General features: G+C 59.8%; 24 protein-coding genes. 17 read left to right on the forward strand and 7 right to left on the reverse strand.

Annotation, left to right across the window (positions count from 1 at the left end; translation table 11 throughout):
* Window positions 1–148: 148 nt before the first annotated feature.
* Window positions 149–1708 carry an anti-phage dCTP deaminase gene (locus AB8B02_RS02630; RefSeq protein ID WP_439063018.1) on the forward strand — a complete coding sequence of 520 codons (1560 nt, stop codon included), beginning with the start codon at window positions 149–151 and terminating at the stop codon, window positions 1706–1708.
* Window positions 1709–2138: 430 nt separating this feature from the next.
* Here the strand turns inward: AB8B02_RS02630 and AB8B02_RS02635 are convergent, their stop codons facing one another.
* The 4 genes from AB8B02_RS02635 to AB8B02_RS02650 all read right to left on the reverse strand — a co-directional run bounded on the left by AB8B02_RS02635 (window position 2139) and on the right by AB8B02_RS02650 (window position 4770).
* Window positions 2139–3272, reverse strand: a complete 1134-nt coding sequence (locus AB8B02_RS02635; protein WP_439063019.1) for an ImmA/IrrE family metallo-endopeptidase — start codon at window positions 3270–3272, stop codon at window positions 2139–2141.
* Between the two features lie 14 nt (window positions 3273–3286).
* On the reverse strand, window positions 3287–3961 hold the full coding sequence (locus AB8B02_RS02640) for a hypothetical protein (RefSeq protein ID WP_439063020.1): 675 nt from the start codon (window positions 3959–3961) through the stop codon (window positions 3287–3289).
* Between the two features lie 214 nt (window positions 3962–4175).
* Window positions 4176–4523, reverse strand: a complete 348-nt coding sequence (locus AB8B02_RS02645; RefSeq protein ID WP_439063021.1) for a BrnA antitoxin family protein — start codon at window positions 4521–4523, stop codon at window positions 4176–4178.
* Entirely contained in the window at window positions 4513–4770 is a 258-nt protein-coding gene (locus AB8B02_RS02650; protein ID WP_439063022.1) for a BrnT family toxin, read from the reverse strand. The genes AB8B02_RS02645 and AB8B02_RS02650 overlap by 11 nt, the downstream gene beginning before the upstream one ends.
* A gap of 187 nt (window positions 4771–4957) precedes the next feature.
* On the opposite strand from AB8B02_RS02650, the gene AB8B02_RS02655 reads away from it, so the two are divergent.
* Together AB8B02_RS02655 and AB8B02_RS02660 are read left to right on the forward strand one after the other, a co-directional pair.
* Window positions 4958–6262, forward strand: a complete 1305-nt coding sequence (locus AB8B02_RS02655; RefSeq protein ID WP_439063023.1) for an AlbA family DNA-binding domain-containing protein — start codon at window positions 4958–4960, stop codon at window positions 6260–6262.
* A 43-nt stretch (window positions 6263–6305) separates the two neighbouring features.
* Window positions 6306–6875 (forward strand): TMEM175 family protein, encoded by a 570-nt coding sequence (locus AB8B02_RS02660; protein WP_439064570.1) that lies wholly within the window; start codon window positions 6306–6308, stop codon window positions 6873–6875.
* A gap of 23 nt (window positions 6876–6898) precedes the next feature.
* Here the strand turns inward: AB8B02_RS02660 and AB8B02_RS02665 are convergent, their stop codons facing one another.
* Window positions 6899–7117, reverse strand: a complete 219-nt coding sequence (locus AB8B02_RS02665; RefSeq protein WP_439063024.1) for a hypothetical protein — start codon at window positions 7115–7117, stop codon at window positions 6899–6901.
* Window positions 7118–8162: 1045 nt separating this feature from the next.
* Between AB8B02_RS02665 and AB8B02_RS02670 the strand changes: the two genes are divergently transcribed.
* The 3 genes from AB8B02_RS02670 to AB8B02_RS02680 all read left to right on the forward strand — a co-directional run bounded on the left by AB8B02_RS02670 (window position 8163) and on the right by AB8B02_RS02680 (window position 12871).
* Window positions 8163–10199: a ParB/RepB/Spo0J family partition protein gene (locus AB8B02_RS02670; RefSeq protein ID WP_439063025.1), complete on the forward strand. Its 2037-nt coding sequence runs from the start codon at window positions 8163–8165 to the stop codon at window positions 10197–10199.
* Between the two features lie 784 nt (window positions 10200–10983).
* A complete protein-coding gene (locus AB8B02_RS02675; RefSeq protein WP_068737170.1) occupies window positions 10984–11295 on the forward strand; it encodes a DUF736 domain-containing protein in 312 nt (103 codons plus the stop codon).
* Between the two features lie 385 nt (window positions 11296–11680).
* Entirely contained in the window at window positions 11681–12871 is a 1191-nt protein-coding gene (locus AB8B02_RS02680) for a DUF932 domain-containing protein (RefSeq protein WP_439064571.1), read from the forward strand.
* 243 nt (window positions 12872–13114) lie between these two features.
* On the opposite strand, the gene AB8B02_RS02685 is transcribed toward AB8B02_RS02680, so the two are convergent.
* Entirely contained in the window at window positions 13115–13369 is a 255-nt protein-coding gene (locus AB8B02_RS02685) for a helix-turn-helix domain-containing protein (protein WP_315843642.1), read from the reverse strand.
* Between the two features lie 155 nt (window positions 13370–13524).
* Here AB8B02_RS02685 and AB8B02_RS02690 point away from each other — a divergent pair, with 155 nt between their 5' ends.
* From AB8B02_RS02690 to AB8B02_RS02740, 11 genes are all read left to right on the forward strand, one after another.
* Window positions 13525–13803, forward strand: coding sequence for a DNA -binding domain-containing protein (locus AB8B02_RS02690; protein WP_439063026.1), 279 nt, complete (start codon window positions 13525–13527; stop codon window positions 13801–13803).
* A 162-nt stretch (window positions 13804–13965) separates the two neighbouring features.
* Window positions 13966–14160 carry a transcriptional regulator domain-containing protein gene (locus tag AB8B02_RS02695; protein ID WP_439063027.1) on the forward strand — a complete coding sequence of 65 codons (195 nt, stop codon included), beginning with the start codon at window positions 13966–13968 and terminating at the stop codon, window positions 14158–14160.
* Between the two features lie 58 nt (window positions 14161–14218).
* Window positions 14219–14740, forward strand: a complete 522-nt coding sequence (locus tag AB8B02_RS02700) for a DUF2285 domain-containing protein (protein ID WP_439063028.1) — start codon at window positions 14219–14221, stop codon at window positions 14738–14740.
* A gap of 134 nt (window positions 14741–14874) precedes the next feature.
* Window positions 14875–15153: a helix-turn-helix transcriptional regulator gene (locus AB8B02_RS02705; RefSeq protein ID WP_439063029.1), complete on the forward strand. Its 279-nt coding sequence runs from the start codon at window positions 14875–14877 to the stop codon at window positions 15151–15153.
* A 17-nt stretch (window positions 15154–15170) separates the two neighbouring features.
* Window positions 15171–16055 (forward strand): replication initiator protein A, encoded by an 885-nt coding sequence (locus AB8B02_RS02710; RefSeq protein ID WP_439063030.1) that lies wholly within the window; start codon window positions 15171–15173, stop codon window positions 16053–16055.
* Between the two features lie 439 nt (window positions 16056–16494).
* Window positions 16495–16959 carry a DUF2840 domain-containing protein gene (locus tag AB8B02_RS02715; protein ID WP_439063031.1) on the forward strand — a complete coding sequence of 155 codons (465 nt, stop codon included), beginning with the start codon at window positions 16495–16497 and terminating at the stop codon, window positions 16957–16959.
* Complete coding sequence (locus AB8B02_RS02720) at window positions 16956–17468, forward strand: S26 family signal peptidase (protein ID WP_439063032.1); 513 nt, start codon at window positions 16956–16958, stop codon at window positions 17466–17468. Before AB8B02_RS02715 ends, AB8B02_RS02720 begins: the two co-directional genes overlap by 4 nt.
* Window positions 17465–18364, forward strand: a complete 900-nt coding sequence (locus tag AB8B02_RS02725) for a lytic transglycosylase domain-containing protein (protein ID WP_439063033.1) — start codon at window positions 17465–17467, stop codon at window positions 18362–18364. The genes AB8B02_RS02720 and AB8B02_RS02725 overlap by 4 nt, the downstream gene beginning before the upstream one ends.
* 253 nt (window positions 18365–18617) lie before the next feature.
* Window positions 18618–20381 carry a relaxase/mobilization nuclease domain-containing protein gene (locus tag AB8B02_RS02730; RefSeq protein ID WP_439063034.1) on the forward strand — a complete coding sequence of 588 codons (1764 nt, stop codon included), beginning with the start codon at window positions 18618–18620 and terminating at the stop codon, window positions 20379–20381.
* A 45-nt stretch (window positions 20382–20426) separates the two neighbouring features.
* A complete protein-coding gene (locus AB8B02_RS02735; RefSeq protein WP_439063035.1) occupies window positions 20427–22418 on the forward strand; it encodes a conjugal transfer protein TraG in 1992 nt (663 codons plus the stop codon).
* A gap of 4 nt (window positions 22419–22422) precedes the next feature.
* Entirely contained in the window at window positions 22423–22848 is a 426-nt protein-coding gene (locus AB8B02_RS02740) for a CopG family transcriptional regulator (protein WP_439063036.1), read from the forward strand.
* A gap of 688 nt (window positions 22849–23536) precedes the next feature.
* Here AB8B02_RS02740 and AB8B02_RS02745 read toward each other — a convergent pair.
* Window positions 23537–24472, reverse strand: a complete 936-nt coding sequence (locus AB8B02_RS02745; protein ID WP_439063037.1) for a LysR family transcriptional regulator — start codon at window positions 24470–24472, stop codon at window positions 23537–23539.
* Window positions 24473–24497 lie beyond the last annotated feature (25 nt).

Raw genomic sequence — 24497 nt, forward strand, 5'->3', positions numbered from 1 at the left:
CGAGACACCAAGCGCGCATCGGATAGTCTGGGAATGGTTAAGCTTGAATGCTGAACTTTTTACTTAGGCCTTAGTGGCTGAGAACTCTGGAATTCAACCAACGATTGTGCGAGGTTGAAACCCAAGAAATGATAATCTCGGGGGAAGGATGCCGGAACCGATTACGTTAAAGCGGCCAGTCGACGTTGCGGACCGAACGCTCGCCTCAGATATTTCCGATCGCCTTTCGCAAGAACTTGTTATTGCGTTCGTAGGTCCGGTCGGATCCGGCGTTTCCACATCAGCTGCATATCTCGCCGAGATTCTTAGCCATCATTTTGGTTACGACGTAGCTCCAACCATAAAGCTTAGTACCTTCATTCGTAATGAGGCGCGTCGAGTCGGCCTTGGAGAGGTTCCCAGTCCTCTGAGCCAATACATCAACCACATGCAGGATGCCGGAAACAAGCTGCGAGATAAGTTTGGAAACAACTACCTTGCGGAAAAAGCTGTCGAGCGCATCGCGGCGTACAGGAAAGAGAAAAATGGTTACGCCGCAAATGGAACGATGCTGCCTGGTCGTCGAGCCTACATAATTGATTCGATTAAAAATCTGGAAGAACTAGAAATTCTCCGACAAATCTACCGTGACACTCTCTGCGTTGTCGGCGTTTTCGCTCCGGACGCAATGAGAAAAACGCGCCTGATCTATAGCGGTGCAGATGAGAATGAGGTTCGCAACGTACTCGATCGAGACCTGCACGAGGTTGCCACGTTCGGTCAAAACACCCGCAAGATTTTTGTGCAATCTGATTTTTTCATCTGTAACGACAAAAAGCTGGATGAGTTAAAGCGGCGCTTGCATAGGTATCTCGAGATTATTTTCGATACAAGCATTCACACCCCCACTCGCCATGAATCCGCGATGTATGAAGCCAGCGCGGCGATGGCGGGTTCAGCTTGTATGTCGAGGCAAGTAGGGGCGGCGTTAATTTCGGAACAAGGAGAACTGATCTCTGTCGGATGGAATGATGTTCCCAAATTCCGCGGTGGTATTTACACCGAAGACGATCAATTTCGATGGGACGTTGGTCGGGAGAGTATCCAAGATAACGACCATCGCTGCTTCAAATGGGGGATGAAGATCTGCCATAACGATACGCGGCGGACGAGTATATCAGACGGCATTGCGAAGAAGATCGCCAACAGCGGTTTGATGAAATCTGGCACAACTCAAGCTCAAATCCGCGAGTTGTTAAAGGGCAACGAGGTTGACGATCTAACGGAATTCTCTCGCTCAATCCATGCTGAAATGGAGGCCATCCTGGCTGTCGCTAGGGAAGGGAAGCATTCGCTGGTTGGAGCAACATTATTTACCACGACCTATCCATGTCACAATTGTGCGCGCCACATCGTTGCGGCCGGCATTTCGTCTGTTGTGTACATAGAGCCTTACAGAAAAAGTCTAGCAATAGCTCTGCATCACGACGCTATTACTGAAGATCCCGATGACAAGACGAAGGTGGTGTTTCGGCAATACGACGGTATTGCACCTCAACACTACATGGGGCTTTTTAAGCCAAAGCGAGATCGGAAGAATGCGGGACGGGTGGCCATCAAAAATCCGTTGGAAGCTGTGCCATTATTCCAAGTGCCCTTGGATGGGCCTGTTGAATACGAATCCATGGTCATTGCTAACCTAAGTGAAAAAGAAGATACTATTGTTTAACGAATCGCGGACATGGTGTGGTTATGTCAAAGCAAGGCCCCGCTGAGACTTGTCCACAGCAACTGGATCTGGATTTTCAAAAACCAGAACCGGTTCAGACCGATGCTGTGGCGTCTCCCAGAATTATATCTTTTGTAGATAGCGCTACGCGTTTGATCCGACAGCAAGCTGTTGATCGCGTGAAGGCTGCGGGCATCTTCAAAATTCCTCACTCTCAATCTCGTTAGTAAGCCTTTAGACTTACGGGCATCTCTTGTTGCTCTGGCTGGCGACGCGGTGTTCCTGTGCGTAATCTGGCTCTGCTGATCCTGGATCAGGCTGCGACGCTCTCAGCATCGCGCTCGCCTACTAACAGCTTGGTGTCCGCATCCCATCGAGGCCCTAGCCCAGACTGCCGGCGCCTTCCACTAAGGCCTGCACGCTTCCCAGATCATCTTTGGCGAGGAACGAAGGAAACTACTCTTAAATCGAGAAACCCCTTCGGTACACCACATAGTCCCTCTACGTCCGAGAGGTTTAGCGTAAGTGCTGCTTCCACTTGCTCTCGGGTTTGAACCCCTTTTTCCACGATCATTCTAAGAGACTCTGCCAGTAACGATGGCTTTTCGACCGGGAAAGCATCGTCAAGCGGCTCGATTTTACGGATCCGCTGCGCATTCATCTGTCTCATCAAATACGAAAACTGGTTCTCATTAAAAATCTTGAGATCCTTACATCGATAAGCCATCGCAGCGATCGCGACACCCCACCGCTGCTTAAGGGATTTAAAGTAGCTAACGGAGGTGCCAAGAACCTCCTGACTGAAAGTCTCCCGCGGCAAGAGAAAAGCTCCAGCGAAGCGGTTCGCCTGCTTCTCTATTTGCCCGAGAGTTTCAGACGAAACTTCCACACCAGCGTGCAGCAGAATATGCCCGAGTTCGTGCGCAAGATTAAAGGTCGCACGCGGACCACTTTGGACTTCAGCTGAAGACAGTATAAAGGGGCGCCCGCCTTGCCAGCAAGAAACGGCGTCCATATCCGGACATTCAACGGACTCATGAACCAGGATCACACCGTTCTCTTCTAAGACCGCTGCTAGATTGCGAATTCTGACGCGCCCCAGTTTCCAATGATCCCGTAGCTGTTCTGCAGCGCGCTCGATATCTTCCTCCGAGGCGCATTCAGCATTGAATTCAATATTTGGAAGATTGACGTTTGGCAGCTCGATGAAGCGGTCAACATACGCTGCTATGTCCCGAGCCCATTCCAAGCGTCGCGTAATTCTGCGGCGGTGATGTTGCTCCATTCGCTTCAAGCTCCTCCAGAACGGAGTGCCCTGACGTGCGCGTTCTCTGGGCGTGACGAAGAAAAGCGGTGGTTGCGCAGTTACCCCTATAATTTTCGCCATTACCTCGCCCGAAGGCGACGATTGCCCCGTTTCGAACTGCGCTACAGCCTGTCGGCTCACATCAAGAAGTTCAGAAAAATCCTCAGGCGTGAGACCTCGCGCCTCTCGCGCTTCTCGGATCCGATCAGGAATAGGTTTAGGCAGGGGCTTTTTGGCGCCCCCGTTGACAACGCTCATTTCAGCTCCAGAAATTACTTCTTGTCTTTGTCAGCTTGGTTTTGCTGGATAAGCGACTCTTCGATGTGATCTCTGAATTTGAGCTTAATGACTTTTGCAGGTTCCTCCGGCGCGCGGGGCTTTGCTTCCGCCTGTTTCGCACGCTCAACAATGTTGATGTGCGCCAACCAAAAGCCATCGTCAGCCGGCGGCATAGCCCAACACAGGTGCTTCAACGAGCCGTTCTTCTCCGCACCGAAAGTCAGCCAAGCGTAAAGATCCGGGACCTGGTTGATGATTTGCTTGAGCGGCACCACGTTCTCGGCGAAAAGATCATTCTGATTAACAAGCCGCGCATCTTGCCGACTCAAGGTTTCCTCGGGGAAGTCATAAGGCTTTTCGCTACGGCAGATGTGAGCTTTGAAATTCTCCGAGCGAATTTCCAGCCAATGCCAATTCCCGTGCGGCATCGGAACGATATCAGCAGTGAATGGCAGATCCCCGCGGGCGCACAAATCGTGGAGTCGGAAAATGATACCGGATCGACGGATATGACCGCGCAGATCACGACCGACCGCGTTCTTCAAAAGAGGGGTATTTTCGAGCAGGTCGTCTGCCAGAAGGATGCCCTCGGTAACACCCCGGATCGTTTCCCCATCCGCGTCCGGATAGAAGGCTGCTTCTAACCGGCGTTGGAATTCATCTTCCATAACGAAGTCTCCTGCACGCCGAATCTCAATGCAAGCAGATTACCGAAAAAGCCATCTCATGTAAAGTAAATTACCTAACCGAGCGTTCATCGACGGACAACATGATGGCACGGCGCTTCTCACCTTTAAGATCTCGGGGCATCAGGCGCGGGTTCTTGAAGCTCTTTCAAGCCTTCCGGACCGCGATTTAACTGCGGTTTATGCCGTGGCCTGGTCACGCGCGCTTGCGTTTCGCGGCACCGGCCGCCGCGCGAGGCTTTGGCTTCTCGCTGAATAAAGCGAACTCAATCTTACCGCGCTTGATCCGCGACTTCAGCATGTCATTGATGCGCGTCTGCCAGCCCGGGCCCGTCGCTCGTAGTGCCGTCACCACGTCGTCGTCGAGCCGGATCTTCACGGGAACCTTCGGATTTTCCACACGCGGCCGACCGGGCTTATTCTTGAATTGGGCAAGAATATCTGGCGGCAGTTCTTCGGCCGGGCGCGACGCGGCGAAGTCGGCCGCCGTCCATTCCGGGTTGTCGTCGTGGGTGGCTGGTGGTGTTCTCTTTTTAGCGGACATTTCGTTTCATCTCCTTTGCATGGGCACGGCGCAGGCTGATGGGGCGCACCTTGCCATCGCGGAATGTGAAGGCGAGGAAGTAAGGCTGGCCGTCGATATGGCCCCAAGCGCGATAGCGCGTTTCGCCGTATTCAAAGCGGTCATCAACGATGAAGCGCGCGATCACCATGTCGGTCGCACGTGCCAGCGAAATGCTGTGGTTGGCGATGTTGATGGCATCTTTCGCTTCGTCGTATGGCTTGCTCATGAACATAAACGTACACCCAATAATCGGGGGTGTCAACCATTATTGGGTGTACAAAAATAATCTGAAATTGGGGGCGGCTTCCATTGAGGCCGGTGGCCCACACTGCTTCCGTTTCGGTTGAGCGGCGCCCTGTTCTCTTTACAAACTGAGAGCAGGTGCCGACAGTGCGAGTTTGACGGGGGGCAAAATGTTCTCGGGGAGACTGTCCGACTTAACTAAAGCTGACGTGGAGCGCGTGATTGCTTCGGAGATAGCCGAGGGGCTCGATGTCGAGTTCAAACGCTCACTTCCGGCGAGGAGCGGCGAAGACCCTTGGATGACGGGCGGGAGGATCGGTGACGAAGCAAAAGATCAGCTTGCGCGGGAGATTATAGCATTCGCTAATACAGATGGTGGCACGCTCATCGTCGGCGTTGGTGAGGACCGGATTACTAAGAGGGCGGTCGGGCCGCTGCGGCCGATCCCGCGTTGTAAAGACGCTGCTAACAGCCTTCTGCAGGCACTTGGCCAGCGCATCGAACCAAGGTTGCCTGTTTTTGAGTGCGAAGCAGTCATCACGGAAGACGATGACGATGGCGGCGTGATTATAATGCGGGTGTTGTCGTCGTATCTGGCTCCGCATAGACACACGCAAGATCGCCACTGCTATGTCAGGCGCGGCGATGCGTCTGAGCCGATGAGCATGGTGGAAATTCAAGAAGCGACAAAGCGGATCGCGGGTCGTCGGGAACAAATCGATGCAGCGTTCGAAGAAAGCGCAAATCGCTTCTTCCAGTGGATACCGTCGGAGTTTCAAAGAACCAACCCCGTGCGCAGTGTGCAGTCAACATATCGCACTGGTAGTTTGCCCAGCTCTGAGCAATGGGTCGGATCATGGGCTCTACGAATTACGGCGAAACCATTCTCGCCGCTTCCTGCATCTGGCATCGTTTCAGGCGACAAAGCGTCATTGCTGAGCTTCCCAAGCTTGAAGGGCAAAGGCCAACAGGGCGTGCTGCAGCTCTTGGGGCTCTCAACAATACGGACTTGGCAGCCGCGCCTCCGCTCGACCGAGCGGGCTTTCGATGGCGCAAATCTCATGGGTCTAGATCGCCTTTCCTCCGAAGGACAAATTGATCGCTTTGTCTTTGTGACCTACCCGGAAGACAGGCCGCCAACCTACATGTTCATTTCAGCTAACGAATTGATGTGGCATTTTGCATCAGTGATTCACTTCGCGAATGAGGTCAGAGCAAAGTGCTTCCGTCCTTCGCAGGGCTTTGCGCTCGAGGTCGAATTACTCGCCTCGATAGCGCTGTGCGTTGAGCCTTACGCAGGGCTAGTCGGCCGAAGCCGGGCCGTGATCCCGCCGCACAGAGTCGCTTTCCCTCGGTACGAGGTCGCCGGTGTCGAACAGTTCGACCAAGTGCTTACGGCATTCGATCAAGACATGTGGAACAGCGGCGGATTTCATGCGGATTGGGATTTGTCGCTCAATTGGCCCGACGTTTAACCTATGAGGGGGAGCGACGTTGAAGCAGATCGGCCTTTTCGAAATGCGCCGATTGGAGGCGTTGAGCAATACCATCTTCGGCGTTGCGATGACGTTGCTCGCCTACGATCTGCCGAAGGCGAGCAGGTTCGCACGGGCGCCGACCTGGATAGAGCTTGTCCGTGCCTACGCACAACCTGTCATCGCGCTGATGATCAGTTTTATCGTGGCCGGCGTGTTTTGGCTCAGCCATCATCGGCGACTCACTTTCGCACCGGAAGGCAGCCGCAGCGAAGTATTTCTCAATTTGATCTTCCTGCTGTCGATTGTCATGCTTCCGGTGACCAATGGACTTTACGGCGCCTATCGGCTCGATAGTGTCGTCGCAGTAAGCTACGGCTTCCATCTGACAGTCATTGCCAGCTTGAACGCGCTGCTATGGGTTCTGGCGCTGCGAGGACACCGCAATTTCGAGTTGCTGGCAATCGCGGTCTTTCCGGTCTTCACACTCGTGTGCGCAACAGTAATTGCCGCCGTCGCTCCATTCGTTGCACAATTTATGTGGTGCCTAGCCTTTGGCGCGCCTCTGGCGGGCTGGTTGGCGGCCCGGCGTTGGCCACCGAGAATGAATTAGCCAGCTTTGATTTGGATACCGCGCTATGGACGCGCTTCGGCGAGACGCTGGTTACGCAACTCAACATTCCGCCGAGCGCGGGCGACGACGTCGTCTTTGCGGCGAACCAATTCCAGCTCGTTTTCGAGCCGCTCCAGAATTGGCGCGTAGACCGCGCCGTCCTCCACGATGCAGAACGACACGGTGTCGATGGCCTTGAGCAGCCACTCCTCCGTGAATTCGCCCGGCACCGCGCGTGTCATCTCAGACGGCTTTCGTCTTTGGCGCGCATGCCTCCGCTCCGAACCATGATCGGTCCAATGCACATTGAACGTAGGTTTTGCAGCAAGAAAGAGCCTTGGAGCTCAGGTATGGCTGCATGGTGCTGTGGCGTACAAATAGGACGAAGAATCACTCTATTTCGCGATATCGGAATGACCGGCGGTATGCGCGGTAGTAGCGTTTGGAGCAGTGGGGGCATTGCAAGGACGCGGGCCTGTCGGTGAAGCGGAGTCTGCGCTCCCAAGAAGGGGCATGGCGTTTGTTTTTGCTTCACAATGCCTGGAGCCGCGCGCACCGGCCGAAGGCTTTGGCGACAGTGCGGCCAGGATGTGAGCGTCGGCAGATCTTCTGGCAGTCATCACGCTGTCACGCACGGCTCGTCGTGCGATGCGAGGAGCGACGCCCTCAACGCGGGTGCGCAATATCTTGATGCGAATAAGCTTGACTTAAAGGTGCAGCTCCAGAAAGCAGGCGTACGAGCTGTGCAGCTACTCGATACGACCTTGCAGAATTAGCTCCCGAATCGAAACCAAAAGACGGTTCGCGACCGGCTCTGCCGGTCGGGCTCTCGTAAACCGAGCCGCAAACATGCGTCTCGGCCTTCGGCTTCGATCCCTTCGCGCGATAACGTGTCGCTCGCCGGAGGCACTCGGTCCCGGGTCCCGCCAAGCGGCGGCGCTATACTGACCCTCCTGCGGGTGCCTTTTTAACCGGTCTCGCGACTGCCGACTGGCCTTCGCTTCGCTGCGGCGCAGACGCCCTTTTTGTTTGGGATCTCTAAGGGCTCCGCCCTCGCGCGGGCAAGGGTGAAGCGCCGGAAGATCCGGGACCGGCCGGGGCGGTCTCCCCAACCTTCCGCGCGGACGTCAAGACCGAACAGCTGCCACCATCGGAATCCGCTTGTGCAGGCCGGGTGAATCCCCCTCCGCCCCGGCCGCCCTTGCCCTTGCTACCCCGGTCTCGCCGACGGGCAGGGGTGCAGCGCAGCGCTGCGCTTGCACCCCAACCCCCGAAAGGAGAACGACCATGACTGTCAAGAATGTTGAAATCGTCACGGAAAGCGGGATGGAGATTTTCATTCCACTCAACAAGCTCAAGAAGTCCCCGAACAATGCCCGCAAGACGCCGCACAGCGAGGCGTCGATTGAGGCTTATGCGGCCAGTATTGCCGCGAAGGGAATTCTGCAAAATCTCGTTGTTGAGCCGGAACTGGAAGCGGAGGGTGCGGCCACCGGGTTCTATTTCGTCACCATCGGCGAAGGCCGCAGGCTGGCCCAGCTTCTCCGCGTCAAGCGCAAGGAGATCAAGAAGACGGAGCCGATCCGCTGCGTCATCGACACCGCGAACGACGCCTTCGAAATCAGCCTCGATGAGAACGTCACGCGCGAGAACATGCATCCCGCCGACCAGTTCGAGGCGTTCAAGAAGCTGGCGGAGGAACGCGGGTTCGGCGCGGAGGAAATCGCCGCCCGGTTCGGCGTCACGCCGCATGTGGTGCGGCAACGCCTTCGTCTGGGCGCGGTCTCGCCCAAGTTGATGCAAGTCTACCGGGACGGCGATCTGGCGCTCGACCAGTTGATGGCCTTTGCGATCACCGAGGACTATGCCCGGCAGGAAGCGGCTTATGAGCGGCTATCCTATAACCGCGATGCCAGCACGATCCGCCGCTTGCTCACGGAAACCCACGTCGCCGCCACGGATCGCCGCGCGATCTTTGTCGGCGCGGAGGCCTATACCGAGGTGGGTGGCACGATCCTCCGCGATCTCTTTACCGAGGATCGTGGCGGGTATTTCGAGGACGTAGCGCTTCTCGACCTGCTTGTGATGGCGAAGCTCGGGCGTGAAGCGACCGCTGTGCAGGAAGTTGAAGGGTGGAAATGGACGCAGGTCCACCTCGATTATCCGCACAGCCACGGGCTACGCCGAACCTATCCGCAACCGGTGGACCTGTCGGCGGAAGATCAAACTGCCTTGGACGCCGCACAGGCCGAGTTCAACGGCCTGACAGAGCAATATGAGAGCGCAGAGGAACTGCCTGACGATGTCGATGCGCGGTTCGGCGAACTTGAAGCCGAGATCGAGCGGCTTGAGGAGAAGTGTCAGGCCTACGCCCCCGCTGACGTCGCGCGTTGCGGGGCTTTTGTGATCCTCAATCACGACGGGACCGTGCGCATCGAGCGCGGCTTCATGCGCGCCGAAGACGAGAAACCGGAGCCGGAAACGCAGGACCTCGGCGGCGAAGGAGAGGGCGGTGACGCCGTCTTTGACGGCGAAACCGGCTCGAACGGTGAGGCCGAGGGTGACGGTTTGGGCGCGGAGGATGAGGATGGCGACGATCACAAACCGTTATCGGACATCCTGATCCGCGATCTCACTGCGCACCGGACCCTCGGGCTTCGCCTCGCTTTGAGCGAACAGCCAGAGGTCGCCATTGTTGCGGTGACCCATGCGTTCGCCGCGCAAATCTTCTATCGCGGCGCGGACGCCCACGTGCTCGACATACGCCCGGTCAGCACAATGCTGGCCTCTCATGCGGATGGTATTGAGGACACGAAGGCGGGGAGGGCATGGGCGGATCATCACGCACGTTGGGCGGCACAGATGCCGCGCGACGTGACTGGCCTGTGGTCTTTTGTCGTGGAGCTAGACCATGACAGCCGGATGGCGCTGTTCGCGCATTGCGTCGCGCTGACGGCCAACGCAGTGAGACTGCCGTCGGAGCGCAGGCCTCGTGCGGTCGCAACGGCGAACCGGCTGGCGGAGGCCGTGTCACTCGACATGGCCGCGCATTGGGCACCGACCGTGCAGGCCTATCTTGGTCGTGTCACCAAGACGCATATTCTTGCCGCCGTGCACGAAGCTGTCAGCGTCGAGGTCGCTGACCGGATGGCGGATATGAAGAAGCAGGACATGGCGGAAGCCGCCGAGCAGTTATTGGTCGGCACCGGCTGGCTGCCCGTGCTGATGCGGACATCGCGTGCCGCCCAAGAGTCTGCCGAACACCCGCAAGCGGATGCCGTCACGGAGACGAACCCTGACGCCTACTCCGTCGCCGCCGAGTAATCGAGCTGCCGGGACCGCTCACGCGGTCCCGGCCGTTCACTGTGCGGACGTAGAATTTTTTTGGCCGCGCGCCATCGGGCGCGCGGCCAATCTCACGATACTCATGCCCTCGACCCGGCGGATTTTAGAAGGCGAAACACTTTTCAAGCTGAAGCCAGCGGGAAAGGGCGCATTATGGTCGGCGCCAGTAACCCGCTTGAAGGTCGGCACGTCGCCGCGGATCATGCCGCGGCGCGACTTGCGATATCGGTTCCGACTGATCGACGACCTCATTTTTCACCAGCGAGGTTAGATCGTGACGGGCATCAATCGTTCGTGACATCGCGATTGCGAGCCGGGCTCCATGGGTCTCGGGCTGAGCGCACACCAACCGGCGCGCAACGCTGCGAGATCATGCGCGGTCGTTCGTCGGGGCGCGCCGTCACCTTCGTTGATGCGCGGGCGCAGGTCTTTGTGCGACCGGTAATGACCATGTCCTTGTGCGGCGGCGATGGCAGCGCTCATGGTTGTCTCCATCAGTCCGTTTATGGGCGCGTCACACGCAACCTCGAATGGACGGATCAGGCCCGAGGGCCGGCTGTGCCTCGATCGCCTTCCCGCAACGGCTAAGCCTGCTTTTTTCCCCTGCCGCGAAGTGGCGGCATTCCTCGCGAGGCAAAAAAGCCGTCTGCCGCCGTCCTCCGCTGTGCTGCGGGCCTGACGGCTGCGGGTCGATCGCTCCCCGGGCCAAGGACCGCCATCGAGGCTGCGATGGTCGCGGCCCGACAACAGAACGGAGACCACCATGGCTACCATCGGAACCTTCACTGCGTCGAACAACGGCTTCACCGGCTCGGTCAAGACACTGACGCTCAACGTCAAGGCGACATTCGTCGCGACCGAGAAGGAGAACGACAAGGCGCCCGACTATCGTATCGTGACTGGCGCCACCGAGTTCGGCGCTGCCTGGAAGAAGACCGCACGGGAGACCGACCGCGAATACCTCTCGGTCAAGCTCGACGATCCGAGCTTCCCGGCACCGATCTACGCCTCGCTGGTGAAAGGCGAGGGCGACGACAGCTTCACGCTGATCTGGTCCCGCCGCAACGGCGACTGATCCAACAGGATCGACGCGCCCCGCCTCTTCGGAGGCGGGGCTTTTTTTGCGCCTAGGCCACCGTCGCGCAGAGAGAAAGACGGAAGGCCTTCGGTCACCTTATTTGCAGAACGATTGCTAAGGGCTCCGCCCTCGCGCGCGCAAGGGTAAAGCGCCGAAGCCGGCGCCGGCCGGAGTGGTTTCCCCGGTCTTCCGCGCCAAGAGGAATTCATAGGACGCATGAATTCCAGGCGTGTGCAGACGCGCGCGCCGCGCGCCCCGTTGGGCGGGTGATCCCCCTCCACTCCTGCCGCCCTTGCCCTCGCTACCCCGGTCTCGCCGACGGGCAGGGTTGCAGCGCAGCGCTGCGCTTTAACCCAGCCCAGAAGGAGAATGAGCGATGACCATGATAACCCTGACCCAGAACGATCAGCCTGTTTCCAGCGGCTTTCGCGTGGACGTGTCGCGCGGCGAGCGGATTGGCCGTGTGTCGTCGGAGTGGTTTTCCCGTCCCGATGATGAGCGCTATCTCAGCCTCACCGATCTTCATGACGCGGTCCGCCGCCGTGCCGAGCACGCACAGGCCCGCACCGTGGAGAGCCGCGCTGTCAGGGTGGAAGCAAGCCGCGACAACGCCGAGCGGCTGGCTCTCATGGTGCCCGGGCGGGATGAGCCCGTCGCACCGACGCATTGGAGTTTTGGACAATTGTGCAGCCTTGTGAGCGCGCCGTCATCCTATATGCGGCAGCTTCCCGCACCGCTGGCTGGGATCAATCTGCAACACGGCTTGCTGTCGCACCGCGCCGAACTGGTGAAAACACTGGAAGCTAATGATGGTCGCGTTGAGCTTCGCGCCGTGACCGGCCCGGACTATGGCCGCATTTGGGATCACGAACTTGTCGCCGCAGTTATGAAGATCGCGGGCAATGGGACCGGAGATACGCGGTGGAAGGTGCCGGGCGTGCTCGACTGGAATAGGATGATGCACCACCCCTTCGTGGATATCACGAAGGACACCACGACGCTCTACGCCAGTGACCGGGATGTGTTCCTGTTTCTGGTCGATGATACCCATCCTATCGAGGCGGGACGCTTACCGGACGGATCGCCGGATTTGTATTTTCGAGGATTCTATTGCTGGAACAGCGAAGTTGGATCGAAGACGCTCGGCATCGCCTCGTTTTATCTGCGGGCCGTTTGCATGAACCGCAATCTCTGGGGCGTTGAGAATTTCGAGGAAATCAGCATCCGGCATTCCAAGTTTGCCGCGCAGCGGTTCGCTCATGAGGCGGCACCCGCTCTCAAGAGCTTTGCCGATTCGTCGCCCGCGCCGTTCATCGCGGGCATCAAGGCTGCGCGCGAACGGATCGTCGCTCGCACAGGGGAGGATCGCGAGACCTTCCTGCGCAAACGCGGGTTCTCCAAATCCGAGACGGTGAAAATCATCGAAACCGTGTTGTATGAGGAAGGCCGCTCACCGGAAAGCGTGTTTGATTTCGTTCAGGGGATCACCGCGCTGGCCCGTGGCAAGGCGCATCAAGACGAGCGTCTTGAACTTGAGGGTAAGGCGAAGCGACTGTTGGAACGCGTTGCCTGACGGGCTAATAGCCGCGCAGCCGGAAGCCGGTTGCGCGACCAGCGCTTATCGAGGCTTTATGCTTTGCAATTTGCCGCCGATCCGGTTTCCGGATCGGCGGCGGACGCGTATCCGCGTCCGGGGCTCGCCGGGCCTGCGGCCCGGCTCGCGAAGGCCACAGCCCAACTTTAGTCTGGTAAAAACAGGAGAATCACTACCCCAGAGAAGCCAGTGTCTGCATCCTGCGACAGCCTAGCTTCTTCTCTAAGTCTTTCGCTTGGTTGTCTTCGGCCGTTCGTCGCGCGCTTCATCATCGGGCTGAACGAGCTCGACGTGACTGACGCCGAGCGTGCTGGAAAGATGGAATAGCGTCACGACCGTCGGATTTCGCCGGCCGCGTTCGAGACCGCTGATATATTGCTGCGTGAAGCCGGAGGCCTCAGCGAAACGCTCCTGGGTGAAGCCTTTTTCCCTTCTCAGCCGTTCGAAATTTCGGCCCACAAGTTTGCGCATATCCATTCGCGCAACTTGCGTCTTTACATACTATGAGGTTTATCTCCTATAATGTGTATTCGCGGATGAGGCTGGCAGCTGAGATTTAAATGCGACTAAGGTGCGGCTGCACGCAACCCCGACATCGCCGTAAGAATTTAGGGATTATCGCTAGGAGCACGATGCAGACACCGCCGCTCGATCCTGACGTCGCGGACGTTGCGCCCACCGATCCGGCGCTGACGGTCTACGACGAGCAGCATGTTGTGACGTATATGCGCCTTCTCGCCGCCGAGTCTGAGGGGGCCGACTGGCGAGAAGTCGCGCGGGTCGTGCTGCATCTTGATCCCGACAGCGAACCAGTTCGTGCGCGCAATGCGTTTGAAAGCCATCTGGCCCGCGCCAAATGGATGACTGAGCATGGTTATCGTCATTTGCTACGCGGTGGCGCGACCAAATAGAGAAAGCCATTCACACGAACTTTCTTTCGAGAAAAACAATTCTCTTCGTGCAGTGATCACTTTGAAGCATCGCGCGCGATGCTCAATTGGGGACTTCCTGCAACCTCTTGGATCCGAATTTATTGCCCCGCAATCTTCGATATGTTGCGTGGGGTCAGAGCAATGCCTGAATTCGACTGGCGAGCGCCAGAGTCATACAAGCGCGTACAAGATGCCGACATCACCGCCATCGCCTGGGAATACCTTCGTCGCAATCCTGACTATCGGCGTGACTACGGGGAGATGCTCAGGGTTGGAAGCGTCCATAATGTGACTGCCGGATTCAGGAGGAGATGGGGCCTCTGCTTTCGCTCATGATCCGCAAGGGTCCTTCAACGAACAGACGATTTTCTGGGCGCCGGAGGCTCTGCCGACGGTGGTGCCAATCGGTCGGCCCGCATCTTCTTCGAATGTTGACGGCGTAGGGCAGTCGCTCGCCGATCTGACGGCGGGCGATCTGCGCCGAGCGTCCGACGGTTGGCACGCGGTTCTGCGCATTCGTGGAGCTGAGCATCGTCTGTGGCTGGCTGAGCCGCCGACGATGAGCATGTCGTATACGGCGGTGCTACCGCTGGACTCTGACTTCGAAGTTCGCGCGCACGCTGCCCATCGACTGTGGCGGGTCATCAATGGGCGTGCGCCCGGTCCGGCATTTCACGAACTATCTCCTCAACGCCGTGAACGTTTAATTCTCGCGGTTCGCGCGCTCGATGGGCGCATGGACGGCGGCACCTATCGTGGGATCGCCGAAGCGTTGTTCGGCAAGAAACGCATCCCCGAGCGCGCCTGGAAAACCCACGATCTCCGCAACCGAACCATCCGTCTCGTGCAAAGTGGCTTTGCGTTGATGCGCGGCGGCTATCGCGAACTCCTGCGGCAATCACGTCGCAAGAAGTAGCTGATAACTCCGAGGGGTATCGCTAACGCATCCCCTCATCATCGGCATCCCCCATCGCGCGTCTGCTCCGCCATCGTGACCCCAGATGCGCTGCGAACGTCGCCAGCGCTCCATGAGATCACGGAGGCCTTCAGATGCCAGATACTACCGCCGGCTCTCCGCCGCGCTACCTACGGACGCCTGAAGCCGCGCGATTCCTCAGCCTCTCTGGCCGCACGCTGGAGAAGCACCGTACCTACGGGACCGGTCCCACTTATCGAAAGCTTGGCGGTCGCGTTGTCTATGCTATCGCCGATTTGGAAGCTTGGGCCAAACGCGGAATTCGGCAATCGACCTCCGATTCCGGCGCCGAAACCGTACTGCCTGCCAAGCGACATGTTCCGCTCCCGTATGCCGGTCAAGAGCGACGCTGATTGTCGGGGAGTGCGTCGTGACGAGACATCGGCATAAATCTGAGCGCGAACAGCTTGATCTCTTTCGCGCGTTGCCCGGCGATCTCGCACCGCGCGATGCGCAGGATCTGATGGCATATCCGTTCTTTTCCCTTGCCAAATCCAAGCGTGTCGTACCGATCGATTTTCGCGCGGGAACCATCACTATTCGTGTCGAGGCCGTGCCCGAACATGGCATGGCGACCATCTGGGATGCAGACGTTCTGATCTGGGCTGCCTCGCAGATAGTCGAGGCGCGTGACGCCGGTTTGAGGACGTCGCGCCTCATGGCTGCAACGCCCTACGAAATTCTGACCTTCGTCGGCCGCGGCACCGGTGCACGCGATTACGATCGGCTGAAGGCCGGTCTCGACAGGCTGCAATCAACGACAGTGCTGACATCGATCCGCCAGCCGACCGAACGGCGGCGGCATCGCTTCTCCTGGATCAACGAGTGGAAGGAGACCGCCGATGCACATGGGCGACCATCTGGCCTTGAGCTGATCCTGCCGGACTGGTTCTATGCCGGCGTCGTGGACGACGCGCTCGTGCTGACAATTGACCCTGCCTATTTCGATCTGACCGGTGGACTTGAGCGCTGGCTTTATCGGCTGGTCCGCAAGCATGGCGGTCGCCAGGAGGGTGGCTGGAGCTTCGACTTTATCTACCTTCACGCCAAGTCCGCCAGCCTTTCGCCGCTCAAGCATTTTGCTTACGACCTGCGCGAGATCGTCCGCCGCCAGACGTTGCCTGGCTATCGGCTCATTATCGAGCGTGACCTTCGCGGCACCGAGCGTCTCATCTTCGCACCTCACCCGGTCGATCCATTCACTGCGCGGCTGCGCAAGCGCGGGCTCGTTCCTCAATCGGAGGGCGGCCTGTGAATCGGCTCGTGCTATCGGGGACCGCAACCCTCGTGCCATCGGGGACCAGATCCTCGTGCTATCGGGGACCGAGATCAGGTGTAAGGCCTTGTTGCTCAACGCTTTGCAGCGCCCGTAACTTTCCTAACCTGAAATCCTTCGGATTTTCTCTAACGGACCCAGCGTTCGCTGCTGCTGGGGATAACCAACAAAGGCTCGGCGCGAGCACAGTTCTCGTCTCGCTCCCCAATCCGATCCAGGGCCAACGCATCAGCAAGACACGGATGCGGCAACAGGCGCGCTCTGCGCAAGGCCGTATCGCGATGGCATTGCTGTTGCTCAAGCATTCGCATCGATGGCCAGCACGCGAGCGGTGCCTGCGATCCCTGAAGCATGGCCGACGCGCATCGTCGCCTTCGACCTGCAACCCAATTCATCTTTCCAAACATGGAGGAGGTTCATGAGCGATCTCACGCAGGTCGAGCTTCTGTGGCTTGAGAAGCGTATCGAGAACCGGATTCGCTTCGGCCGCATTGTCGAAGAGAAGATTCTCGACCCCCGCCGGCGCGTTGTGTCATTTGCGCCCGGCAGCATCTTCGCGTTCGTCCGCTGGACTTCGAATGACTTCGGCACGGTCATCTCGCGGATCGACATCTTGCGCGCAGTCGCGACCGGTCAGCGTTGTGCCACGGTGCCCTATGTGCGACCCGGCGGCGACATTCTGTTGCGGCTGTCGGGCTGGCCCAAGGTCGAGCGGGTGCTGCAACTAGTCGATGTGATCGAGGCGCTCGGCATCGATTCCGCGGATGCTGCACCTGATTATTGGCATCACGTCCATAACCGGTTGTCCGTCAACGAAGCTCCACGAACCTACACCAAGTCGCGTCATCAGGCCTGGCTTCACCGGCAGAGGATCGCGCCATGAACGGTCGGTTCGCGGCGCTCGCAGGCATGCTTGTTGGGATCGCGGTTCTCGTCGCAGCGATCGTCATGGAACCAGTTCCGCTCTACGTGTGGAATATCTCCGAAAGTGTACCGCGTGGCCTCTATCGTTTGCGGCCCGCAGACAGGCTGTTTGTCACCGAACTTGTCGCGATCCAGCCACCCGAGCCACTGGCGAGTTTTCTTGACCTGTACGGCTATCTGCCAGTCGGCATTCCCATGTTGAAGCGCGTGCTGGCGCTTCCGGGGCAGACGGTTTGCAGAGAGGGGCGCACCATCTCCGTCGATCAGATCGACGTGGGTGAGGCGCGCGAGCGAGACAGTCGCGGCCGGCCGCTGCCGGTCTGGCACGGCTGTCGTGTTGTCGGCGAGGACGAGCTCTTTCTGATGAACTGGCAGTCCCGGGACTCGCTGGACGGCCGCTACTTCGGGCCGATCGCGGCATCCGCCGTTGTTGGCCGTGCAGTCCCTGTCTGGATCAAGGAGGAGTGAGCGTGCGCATCTCTCTTTCTCGATCTGCCATTCCTCTGTTCGACCAGATGCTGCACCATTCCTCCGTCCCGACCAAAATTCGCAAAGCCGCCGCGCGCAGCGGCGGTCCAGGGCGGCCGCAAGGCCGGCGCGAAGCAGCTTTACCCTGGACGGGCGCGAGCACGGTGGCATGCTTGTGTCCTTTAGGGACGGTAGCTCGCATCGTTGCGATAGTGTTGTCGTTTGCGATTGTGCCGGTTGGTGGTGCGCTAGCTGACGCCGCATCAAGCGTGCATCCCGCGAGTTCGCGACCTCCCGGGTCGTTTGCGAATCTAATCGAAGAGGCCTCACGTCGCTTCGCTGTACCGGCGCACTGGATACGCGCCGTGATGACCGTCGAAAGTGCCGGCAACGCGTGGGCCAGATCGCCAAAAGGCGCGATGGGGTTGATGCAGATCATGCCCGAGACCTGGGCGGACCTGCGCATGCGTCATCGCTTCGGCGACAATCCTTACGATCCGCGCGATAACATTCTGGCCGGTACTGCGTACCTCCACGAACTGCACGACCGCTATGGCTCGTCCGGTTTCCTTGCGGCGTATAGTGCGGGACCAGGCCGCTACGAACAATATCTCGCGGGCCGTCCACTGCCGGCCGAGACACGCGCCTATGTGGCAACGCTTGCTTCCTTGTTCGGTGGCGGCGAACTCGCCGATCCGATCACCGTCGCAACTGTTCATTCGAAATCGTGGACCGAGGCGTCGCTGTTCATCGCGCGACCCGAACACGCAGCCGCTGCCGATCCTGTGTCGGCTGAGCGGCGATCGGACTACGTTCCGACGCGCCGCAATATCTCTGCGCTCGTGCCGCAAGCGCACAGCCTGTTTGTTGTTCGATCAAGCGCGGGAGGCCTGTAATGACAGGATTTGCAGCTTGGCGCGCCATGGCGTGCTCCGGGATAGAATGGCTGGGAAGGCGAGGGCAGCAGGGAAGCACGACAGCGGGACGGCGAGATAAAAGCGGCTCGCCGCTCGAACCGCAAGCCATTGGAATGGCTTGGGTTCGGCCGTGCCGGTCGGTCGGGGCGCGTGCCGCGCCTGATGCTTTCGCCAATGAATTCAAGAATGTTTCCGGCACTGCTCCCCATTTCGCGTTCGTGGAGCCTTTGCCATGAGCGCAGGCGACAGCGATTTACGCATCCGGCCTGGCCGCATCCGCCGCACGCGAGCGCCAAGGCCCAAGACCTTCATCAATCAGGTGCTGCGTGCGGCGAAGAAGGCTGGTCACAGCCCTTCGCATGCGGCTGCGGGGAAGCGCTCCCCAAGCTACGGGCGCTCGACCTTCGGGCGCGGCCGGATCAGTTTTAGCCGCAGCCGCCTGTTCAGCCCGGCGCGGCGCGTGGTGGTGAAGGCACGTATTGTCCGCCATCAGGGACGATCCTTCCGTTCCGCACCGCTCACCGCCCATCTTTCGTACCTCAAGCGCGACGGCGTCACCCGCAACAGCGAGAAGGCGGTGATGTTCGATGCCGGCAGTGACCGCACTGACGACACAGCCTTCGCGGATCGCTGCAAGGACGACCGGCATCATTTCCGCTTCATCGTCTCGCCCGAGGACGCCAGCGAGATGACCGATCTCAGAGCCTTCACGCGCGATCTCGCCCGGCAAATGGAAGTCGATCTCGGCACACGGCTCGATTGGATCGCCGTCGATCACTGGAACACGGATAACCCGCATGTTCATCTGCTCGTGCGCGGCGTCGATCAAACCGGCGCCGACCTCGTGATCTCCAGAGATTATATCAGCCGCGGCCTGCGCTCGCGCGCCGAGGAGTTCGCGTCTATCGAGCTTGGTCCGAAGCCCGAGTACGAGATCCGCAACACTCTGGAAAAGGAGATCGCGGCCGAACGCTGGACGCGGCTCGACGTCGAGATCCGCATGGCCGCCGTTGAAACCGGCGCCATCGACCTGCGCCCCGAAAATCCCGGCGCCACCGACCCCGAAATCCGTCGCCTGATGATCGGGCGGCTGCAGCATCTGGAAAAGATGGGCCTCGCCGCGCCGGCCGGTCCCGGCGAATGGATGGTCGGGCTGGAGGCCGAGCGCAACCTTCGCGATCTCGGTACCCGCGGCGACGTCATCAAGACCATGCACCGCGCGTTCACGGAGCGTGGTGAGGCACGCGGCATCGCCGACTATGTCATCGATGGTGAGAAGCCGGGATCGCCGATCATCGGCCGGCTGGTCGACAGGGGACTCCATGACGAGCTGACCGGCGAGGCTTATGCCGTGATCGATGGTACGGACGGACGTGCCCACCATGTTCGTTTCCGGGGCATCGAGGCGTTCGAGCACGCCCCGCCGATCGGAGGGATCGTCGAGGTCCGCCGCTTTGGTGGGCTGGACGACCGGCGCCCGACATTGGTGCTCGCCAACCGCTCGGATTTCGACCTCACCCAGCAGGTCACCGCACCCGGCGCGACCTGGATCGACCATCGACTTGTCGAGCGCGATCCGACGCCGCTCGCCATGGGCGGGTTCGGTCGCGAAGCGCGCGACGCCATGCAGGCCCGCGCCGAACATCTCGCAGGCGAAGGGCTCGCCCGGCGACAGGGTCAGCGCATCATCATGCAGCGCGATCTCTTGAACACCTTGCGTCGACGCGAACTGGACGCGGTGGGTGCAAAACTCTCAGCCAAGACGGGATTGCCGCACATGAAACCCGCGACCGGCGAGCATGTGAGCGGCACCTACCGTCAGCGCCTGACGCTCGCCTCTGGCCGCTACGCCATGATCGACAATGGCCTCGGCTTTCAGCTCGTGCCCTGGTCGCGCGAAATCGACAAAAAGCTCGGCCAGCACGTCGCCGGCGTCACCAACGGCGGTGGCGGCATCGGGTGGACCCTTGGCCGCAAGCGAGACCTTGGCTTGTAGCCTCATTCGTTTCCGCAACGCCTAACCACAAGAAGGATGTCCGCGATGTCCGCGACCAAAATTCTCTGGGGCCAGATCGCCGTCGTCTTCTTGATCGTGTTGCTCACGATCTGGGGTGCCACACAGTGGACGGCATGGCGGCTCGGCTTCCAGCCGGAGCTCGGCCGACCCTGGTTCGAACTCGCCGGGATGCCGGTCTACTATCCGCCCGTCTTCTTCTGGTGGTGGTACGTCTTTGATGCCTATGCACCACAGGTCTTCGTCGAGGGCGCCTTCATGGCTGCGTCAGGCGGCTTCATCTCGATCGCGGCGGCGATCGGCATGTCGGTGTGGCGAGCGCGGGAGGCGAAGAACGTCGAGACCTATGGATCGGCGCGCTGGGCCGATCTGCGCGGGGTGAAGGCAGCCGGGCTTCTTGGCGCAGATGGGGTCGTGCTCGGCCAGCTCGGCCACGAGTATCTGCGTCACGACGGCCCGGAGCATGTGCTGTGCTTCGCGCCAACCCGCTCCGGCAAAGGTGTCGGCCTGGTCGTGCCGTCGCTTCTGACCTGGCCAGGCTCGGCCATCGTTCACGACATCAAGGGTGAGAACTGGCAGCTCACTGCCGGCTACCGCTCGCAGCACGGTCGCGTGCTGCTGTTCGATCCAACCAACGCCAAGTCGTCGGCGTACAATCCGCTGCTGGAAGTCCGCCGCGGCGACTGGGAGGTACGAGACGTCCAGAACGTCGCCGACGTGCTGGTCGACCCGGAGGGATCGCTCGACAAGCGGAACCATTGGGAGAAGACCAGCCATTCACTGCTCGTCGGCGCGATCCTGCATGTCCTCTACGCCGAGGTGGACAAAACACTGGCCGGCGTCGCCGCGTTCCTCTCGGATCCGAAGCGGCCGATCGAGACAACGCTACAGGCGATGATGACCACGCCACACCTCGGCGAAAAAGGTCCGCATCCCGTCGTCGCCTCGACCGCACGCGAGTTGCTGAACAAGTCCGACAATGAACGGTCGGGCGTGCTTTCCACCGCCATGTCGTTTCTCGGCCTCTACCGCGATCCCGTCGTCGCCGAGGTCACGTCCCGCTGCGACTGGCGGATTGCCGACCTGATCGCCGATCCGCGGCCAGCGACGCTCTACCTCGTGGTGCCGCCGTCCGATATCTCGCGGACCAAGCCGCTGATCCGCCTCGTGCTGAACCAGATCGGCCGCAGGCTTACCGAGGATCTGCACGCGAAGGGTCGCCGTCACCGCATCCTGATGCTGCTCGACGAGTTCCCAGCGCTCGGCCGGCTCGACTTCTTCGAATCCGCGCTAGCCTTCATGGCAGGTTACGGCATCAAGAGCTTCCTGATCGCGCAGTCGCTGAACCAGATCGAGAAAGCCTACGGCGCCAACAATTCGATCCTCGACAACTGCCATGTCCGCGTCAGCTTTGCCACCAACGACGAGCGCACAGCCAAGCGTGTCTCCGATGCGCTCGGCACAGCGACCGAGATGCGCGCCATGAAGAACTATGCCGGTCACAGGTTAAATCCGTGGCTTGGCCACCTCATGGTCTCGCGACAGGAGACGGCAAGACCGCTGCTCACGCCGGGCGAGGTGATGCAGCTCCCGCCCACTGACGAGATCGTCATGATTGCCGGTACGCCCCCGATCCGGGCCAAGAAAGCTCGCTATTACGAGGATCGCCGTTTCACCGAGCGGGTGCTGGCGCCACCCGATCCGGCGAAGTCGGGCCGGTCGTCACGGTCGGATGGGTGGTCGGATCTAACACCGCAGGCACCGGACGCCGTGCTGTTTAGTGAGATCCAGAAGGCGGAACAGGATGCCGCCAACAGCGGCTTGCGCCGCGAACCCGAGCTTCCCGATCACGTCGCCATCGCCAAGGAGACGACCGCCCCAAGGCCGGCGGACGAGTTTGCCATTGTAATCGACGACGAGGCGGACGATGCCGCCAGTCGGGCTCGAATTTTGCGCCAGCAGATGCGTGGCATCGCCCGCCAGGTCTCGCTTGACCCTAACGATGGCATGGAGTTGTGAGACCATGCGCGACCGGATGAATGTGTATTTCCCACCGGAGCTTCTGAAGCAGATCGCCGATCTTGCCGACCGCAAGAAGCTTTCTCGGTCGGCGATCGTGGAAGCAGCGGTCGCATCGTTTTTATCGCCGGACGGCGAGGACAGGCGTGAGGCGGCGTTTGCGCGCCGCCTCGATCGGCTGTCTCGACAAATGCAGAGGCTGGAGCGGGATGTTGGCCTGACCGCCGAAACACTAGCGTTGTTTGTGCGTTTCTGGCTGACGATCACGCCGCCCTTGCCGAACGACGTGCAGGCTGCCGCCCAGATCAAAGGCCGCGAGCGGTTTGAAGGTTTTATCGAGACCCTTGGCCGGCGCTTACAGAAGGGCCAGAATTTCTTGCGTGAGATTCCGGACGATTTCGTGAATGAAAAACCGGATGACCGGAGCTGATGGATTTCTCGGACTAGGAATCTTCGGGGCCAACGGGTTGATCGCGGAGTGTTGGTACCATTCAAGGGTCCTAAAGAGCGACGAGTGGCGATCTTTACGGCCGGGTCCAGCAAGCTACTGAGGGCATCGGTGGGCGGCAGGGATACCGCGAACTCTTGATCCCCCCACGCCCGACGTCGTCACTTTCGCGCTCGACTGGTTGAACTCCCGCGCAACAGGGCCCGAAGTCCAATGTCACCGTTGTCACCGTGCGCGTCGTTGATAGACTAGAAGTTGTCGATGTCGCACAACACCAACGAGTGTTAATCCGAACTGCGAAGCCGCGGCGATTGACAACCCCGGTCTCGCGGGTGGGAGTCTATTGCAGCTGATGGTCACGGTTGCCCCCCGCCCAACGATGGCCGGAGCCGGCACGGAGTCTTCCGAGGGATCGAATTGAGCGCTGGACCCGTCGGGACTCATTTTGAGCCCTACGCGAATAACGAACGATAAGGCAACATTATCACTCGTTTTTATTAACCATAACCTGGGGCGGTTTGGGCGGATTTTATGGCGCAAAGCGCCGCAACAAAGGCATGAGCGCGAGGTGCTGGCGCTAACAGACAACGGGAGGCGATGCGCCATTCAGGCGCAGCAGCGGGCGGTCGTCGGTCGCAGCGTATCGCGAAGCGGCGATCCGGCTTAGATCTCACTCTTTTCCGAGCATATCGAGAAGCCATGCCAAACCTGCATCCATCATCGCAGCGACAGGTACGACGGCATTAAGCCGGAAGCTGCCAAGCGGCAGCGGCGGATCGAGACTGACGACGCCGAAGCGTGGCCCATGCAGAGCGGCAAACCGCCGCGGTATGGCGGAGATCAGGTCGGTCTCAGCAACAACGGCGAGCGCGTACATGAAGTTCGGGACGGTCAGCGCGATCCGCCGCGAGCGGTTTTCGTTGGCGAGAACCTGATCGACGAAGCCATAGGGATCGCCCGCATGCGAGACGACCAGATGTTGCATCTCGCAATAACGTTTCAGGGTCGGGCCCTTCGCGAATGGGTGCCCGGCGCGCAAGGCGATCACGAAATCCTCTTCGTATAGGGTTCGCCGGTGAAAACGAGCTGGAATGTCGTCGCTGGGAACGACAGCGATGTCGATGGCGCGCGTGTCCAAATCGGCCAAAGCCTCGCGCCAGGCCCGCTCGGGCGCCGTTTCTCCCTGCACCGGCAACACCTGACGCAGGCTGATATCGATCCCGGGGGCGCTCCGCCGCAGTTCGGCCAGCAGCGACGGCAGGAAGACCGCGGAGACGCCGTCCGGCGCGCCGATCGTAAAGCGGCGCGTGGACGTTGCCGAATCGAACGGCTCGGCGGTTGAGATCACGCTGCGGACCCGCGCCAGGATGTCCGCTATCGGCGCCGCAAGCTCTGTGGCGCGATCCGTCGGGACAACGCCCTTCGGCGTCCGCACGAACAGCGGATCGTTAAGCAGGCGACGAAGCCGTCCGAGGCCATGACTGACCGCCGAAGCCGAGAGCATCAGCCGGTCCGCTGCCCTACCAACATGGCGCTCATCCATGACCGCCTCGAAGAGGACCAGGAGGTTGAGGTCGGTGCGGGACAGGTCAATTTGCTGCAGCATATCGCTGAAATCATATCATTGGATT

Source organism: Tardiphaga sp. 862_B3_N4_1 (assembly GCF_051811085.1).
GTDB classification, from domain to species: Bacteria; Pseudomonadota; Alphaproteobacteria; order Rhizobiales; family Xanthobacteraceae; genus Tardiphaga; species Tardiphaga robiniae.

What these genes read in the sequence shown, in the direction of transcription:
- AB8B02_RS02705 (WP_439063029.1), top strand. Translation starts at nt 14,875, where the DNA reads ATGCCAGATACTACCGCCGGCTCTCCGCCGCGCTACCTACGGACGCCT.
- AB8B02_RS02630 (WP_439063018.1), top strand. Translation starts at nt 149, where the DNA reads ATGCCGGAACCGATTACGTTAAAGCGGCCAGTCGACGTTGCGGACCGA.
- AB8B02_RS02645 (WP_439063021.1), bottom strand. Translation starts at nt 4,523, where the DNA reads ATGTCCGCTAAAAAGAGAACACCACCAGCCACCCACGACGACAACCCG.
- AB8B02_RS02670 (WP_439063025.1), top strand. Translation starts at nt 8,163, where the DNA reads ATGACTGTCAAGAATGTTGAAATCGTCACGGAAAGCGGGATGGAGATT.
- AB8B02_RS02735 (WP_439063035.1), top strand. Translation starts at nt 20,427, where the DNA reads ATGTCCGCGACCAAAATTCTCTGGGGCCAGATCGCCGTCGTCTTCTTG.
- AB8B02_RS02665 (WP_439063024.1), bottom strand. Translation starts at nt 7,117, where the DNA reads ATGACACGCGCGGTGCCGGGCGAATTCACGGAGGAGTGGCTGCTCAAG.
- AB8B02_RS02680 (WP_439064571.1), top strand. Translation starts at nt 11,681, where the DNA reads ATGATAACCCTGACCCAGAACGATCAGCCTGTTTCCAGCGGCTTTCGC.
- AB8B02_RS02685 (WP_315843642.1), bottom strand. Translation starts at nt 13,369, where the DNA reads ATGGATATGCGCAAACTTGTGGGCCGAAATTTCGAACGGCTGAGAAGG.
- AB8B02_RS02690 (WP_439063026.1), top strand. Translation starts at nt 13,525, where the DNA reads ATGCAGACACCGCCGCTCGATCCTGACGTCGCGGACGTTGCGCCCACC.
- AB8B02_RS02720 (WP_439063032.1), top strand. Translation starts at nt 16,956, where the DNA reads ATGAACGGTCGGTTCGCGGCGCTCGCAGGCATGCTTGTTGGGATCGCG.
- AB8B02_RS02695 (WP_439063027.1), top strand. Translation starts at nt 13,966, where the DNA reads ATGCCTGAATTCGACTGGCGAGCGCCAGAGTCATACAAGCGCGTACAA.
- AB8B02_RS02640 (WP_439063020.1), bottom strand. Translation starts at nt 3,961, where the DNA reads ATGGAAGATGAATTCCAACGCCGGTTAGAAGCAGCCTTCTATCCGGAC.
- AB8B02_RS02650 (WP_439063022.1), bottom strand. Translation starts at nt 4,770, where the DNA reads ATGAGCAAGCCATACGACGAAGCGAAAGATGCCATCAACATCGCCAAC.
- AB8B02_RS02675 (WP_068737170.1), top strand. Translation starts at nt 10,984, where the DNA reads ATGGCTACCATCGGAACCTTCACTGCGTCGAACAACGGCTTCACCGGC.
- AB8B02_RS02715 (WP_439063031.1), top strand. Translation starts at nt 16,495, where the DNA reads ATGAGCGATCTCACGCAGGTCGAGCTTCTGTGGCTTGAGAAGCGTATC.
- AB8B02_RS02635 (WP_439063019.1), bottom strand. Translation starts at nt 3,272, where the DNA reads ATGAGCGTTGTCAACGGGGGCGCCAAAAAGCCCCTGCCTAAACCTATT.
- AB8B02_RS02660 (WP_439064570.1), top strand. Translation starts at nt 6,306, where the DNA reads ATGCGCCGATTGGAGGCGTTGAGCAATACCATCTTCGGCGTTGCGATG.
- AB8B02_RS02740 (WP_439063036.1), top strand. Translation starts at nt 22,423, where the DNA reads ATGCGCGACCGGATGAATGTGTATTTCCCACCGGAGCTTCTGAAGCAG.
- AB8B02_RS02730 (WP_439063034.1), top strand. Translation starts at nt 18,618, where the DNA reads ATGAGCGCAGGCGACAGCGATTTACGCATCCGGCCTGGCCGCATCCGC.
- AB8B02_RS02655 (WP_439063023.1), top strand. Translation starts at nt 4,958, where the DNA reads ATGTTCTCGGGGAGACTGTCCGACTTAACTAAAGCTGACGTGGAGCGC.
- AB8B02_RS02745 (WP_439063037.1), bottom strand. Translation starts at nt 24,472, where the DNA reads ATGCTGCAGCAAATTGACCTGTCCCGCACCGACCTCAACCTCCTGGTC.